This window comes from Denitrobacterium sp. (assembly GCF_056180635.1).
The window spans coordinates 1-3,828 of record NZ_JAZZJS010000057.1 but is presented as its reverse complement, the minus strand read 5'-3'; the positions used below and the strand labels follow the sequence as shown (position 1 = coordinate 3,828).

At 63.3% G+C, this 3,828-nt stretch carries 2 protein-coding genes; both read left to right on the top strand.

Features of this window, described 5'->3' with window-relative positions; all coding sequences use genetic code 11:
• Nucleotides 1-647, top strand: a 647-nt coding sequence (locus AC04P6_RS05070; RefSeq protein WP_475565525.1) for a DNA polymerase Y family protein, incomplete at its 5' end; no start/stop codon positions are given.
• Between the two features lie 152 nt (nt 648-799).
• On the top strand, nt 800-3,661 hold the full coding sequence (ileS, locus tag AC04P6_RS05065) for an isoleucine--tRNA ligase (protein WP_475565524.1): 2,862 nt from the start codon (nt 800-802) through the stop codon (nt 3,659-3,661).
• Nucleotides 3,662-3,828: the final 167 nt, after the last annotated feature.

Genomic DNA, 3,828 nt, shown 5'->3' with positions numbered 1-3,828 from the left:
TCACCACGTTGGGCCAGGTAGCCGCCGCGGAAGACGATGTGCTGCGGCGCGTGTTCGGCAAGAACGCCCAGATGATGCGCGCTCGCTGCCTGGGCGCCGACCTCGACGGCATTTCCGCGGGGGAGCCCGTGAAGCAGGTGAGCAACGAGATCAGCTTCGCGCACGACCTAACCGAGCGACGCGACATCGAGGCCGCGTTGGGCACCGTCGCCGCGAAGGTGGGACGCCGTCTGCGCCTGAAGGGCATGGAGGGAAGCACCGTCTCGCTGAAGATTCGCTACGCCAACCTGGCCATTCGCAGTTCGCAGCGACGCTTGCCCGAACCCACGAACGACGAGTACGTGCTTGCGTCGCACTTGCGCCAGATGCTCGACGAGCTGTGGCATCCGGGCACGGCGGTGCGCTTGGTGGGCTGTGGCGTTTCGCGCTTCGACAGCGACGCACCCGTGCAGGATTCCCTGTTTGGCATGGAAGACGACGGGCAAGACGAAGCCCTGCCTTCCCAGGAGCAGCGCGAGTGCCTGAAAACCGCCACCGACATGGTGCGCGACCGCTTCGGCGAAGCCGCCGTGCAGTTTGGGCGCGAGCTGCGCACGAAGCGCAACCTCACGGGCAGCTCGAGCAAGAACCCCGCCGATTACCGCTAGGGTTCGCGAGCGCTGCGTGCGGGCCGCTTTCGCCCTGCGTTCCAGGCGTTTCGCAATGTCGGATTTGGCGTTTTTGCGCCGCCGCCCGCGTGGGCCCTTTTTGCCCCTATAATAGCCATCTGTAAATTTAGGCATATGTGGAAGGTACAGAAGTGGCCAACGCGTATAAACAGACGATGATTCTGCCGAAGACAGACTTCGCCATGAGGGGCAACCTGCCCCAGAACGAGCCGGCACGCCTGCAGTGGTGGAACGACATCGACATCTACCACAAGGTGCTGGAGAAGAACAAGGACAACCAGCCGTTCGTGCTGCACGACGGCCCTCCGTACGCCAATGGCCCCATTCATATCGGCCACGCCTTCAACAAGATCCTGAAGGACTTCGTAAACAAGACCAACGCGCAGCGCGGCTTCTATACGCCGTACATTCCCGGCTGGGATACGCATGGTCAGCCCATCGAGCACGAGGTCGAGAAGAAGATCGGCACCCAGAAGATGAACGAGCTGCCCCAGGCGGTCATCCGCAAGATGTGCCGCGAGTGGGCCGAGAAGTTCGTCGACGTGCAGCGCGAGGGCTTCAAGCGCCTGGGCGTGAACGCCGACTGGGATCGCCCGTACCTCACGTTCCAGCCCACCTACGAGAGCGCGAACGTCGAGGTCTTCAAGAAGATGTACCTCGATGGCGCGGTGTATCGCGGCCGCAAGCCCATCCACTGGTGCAGCCATTGCCATACGGCGCTGGCCGAAGCCGAAATCGAGTACGCCGACGAGGTGAGCCCCGCAATCTTCGTGCGCTTCGAGCTCACCACCACGCCTGCGGGCCTGGAAGCCTACGAGGGCAACATCGACGTGGCCATCTGGACCACCACGCCGTGGACCCTTCCCGCCGACGTCATCGTCATCCTGCATCCGAAGGCCGAGTACGTGGCCGTTATGCACGATGGCCGTCCCACCATCTTCGCGCGCGAGCTGGCCGCGAAGTGCTGCGAGAAGTTCGGCTGGGAATGCAACCTGGTCGAAGTTGACGGCGAGGTCTGGCACGCCACGGGCGAGCAGCTGGCTGGCAACAAGTACAAGCAGCCCATCTTCGGCGATGCCGGCGAGGAGGGCACGTTCATCCATGCCGACTACGTCACGCTGGAAGACGGCACGGGCATCGTTCATGGCGCTCCCGGCCATGGCGTCGACGACTACAAGGCTGGCATGAAGTTCGACATCCCCGTAGTGATGCCCGTCGACGACGACGGTCGCTTCTACTCGGGTGAGGGCATGGGCACGGGCGGTCCGTTCAGTGGCATGGACGTGAACGAGGCTAACCCCGTCATCATCGAGTGGCTGCGCGAGCGCGGCACGCTCATCCTGCACGAGGACATCAACCACAGCTACCCGCACTGCTGGCGCTGCCACGAGCCCGTCATCTTCCGCGCCACCGACCAGTGGTTCGTTTCCATGGACGAAACGGGCCTGCGCGATGCGGCGCTCGACCAGATCCGCAATCACGTGCGCTTCGTCCCCGAGTGGGGCGTTAACCGCATTGGCTCCATGGTGGAAGACCGTCCCGACTGGTGCATCAGCCGCCAGCGTAACTGGGGCGTGCCGATTCCCGTGTTCAAGTGCGCCCATTGCGGCGAGGTCGTGGCCACCGAGGAAACCTTCGATGCCGTAATCGACCTGTTCAACAAGGAAGGCGCCGACGCTTGGTTCACCAAGCAGCCCAGCGAGTACCTGCCCGAGGGCACCTGCTGCCCCGCGTGCGGTGGTACCGAGCTCGTTCCCGAAAAGGACATTCTCGACGTCTGGTGGGAATCGGGCGTCTCCAACGTGGGCGTTCTGAAGCATCGCGCCGAGGTCGACGGCCTCGTTTGGCCCGCCGACATGTACCTCGAGGGTTCCGACCAGCATCGCGGCTGGTTCCAGAGCTCGCTGCTGTGCGGCGTGGGCGCCTTCGGCACCTCCCCGTACAAGAGCGTCATGTGCTGCGGCTTCACCGTCGACGAAAACGGCGAGAAGATGAGCAAGAGCAAGGGTAACGGCATCGACCCGAACGAGGTATGCAACAAGTTCGGCGCCGACGTCCTGCGCCTGTGGGTCGCCTCCACCGACTACTCGGTCGACGTGTCCATTTCCGACAACATCCTGAAGCGCGTGTCCGATGCGTACCGCCGCTTCCGCAACACGTTCCGCTTCCTGCTGGGCTCGCTGCCCGATTTCGACGATCAGGTGAACTGCGTTACCAGCTTCGACGAGCTCACGCCCATCGACCAGTGGGCCATGGTGCGCCTGGCGCAGCTGCTCGACGACGTGAACGCCTCGTTCGATTCGTATCAGTATCACCGTGCGTATCGCGCCCTGTACGACTACGTCGTGGGCGACCTTTCCGCCGTGTACCTCGATTCGCTGAAGGACAGGCTCTACTCCGAGGCTCCCAACAGCCCGCTTCGTCGCAGCGCCCAGACGGTGCTCATGAACGTGCTGGAAGTTCTCGTACGCGTCATGACGCCCATCATCAGCTTCACCACGGAAGAGGTCTGGCAGCATTACCCCGAGGCGATTCGCAACCGCGAAGGCCGCCCCGAGTCGGTGCAGCTCGCCGGCTGGCCCACGCGCGACGACTTCATGCCCGCGCTTCCGGCCGATACCTCTTCCATCTCGGCTTCCTTCGAGTTCGTGCTTCAGGCGCGCGAGGTCGTTACGAAGGCCCTGGAAGACGCTCGCAGCAACGGCCTGGTGAACAAGAGCCAGGAAGCCACCGTCGAGCTGCAGGTGCCCGCCGATGCGTTCGTCGCACTTTCCGCCTACGACGCTTCCATGCTCGAGGAGCTCTTCATCGTGAGCTCCGTCTCGCTCGCGCAGTGCGAGGGCGAGGAAATGGCCGCCACCATCGGCGTGAGCCAGAAGGAAAAGTGCCCTCGTTGCTGGAACTACCGCGACCTGGGTGGCAACGCCGCGCACGCGGCCGTGTGCGAGCGCTGCGGCAACGTGCTCGACGAAATCGGTTTCACCGAGGAATAGTGCATGCTCAAGGTTATGAAGCGACTTTCGCCTAAACACGCTACGGTGGCCTTCACGGTCATCGTGGCCGTTTGGCTCGTGCTCGACCGCATTACCAAGGTCGTTTTCGACCAGGGCCAGGTGGGGCGCATAATCGTAGACAACGTGCTGGGCCTGTTCCAGTTCAT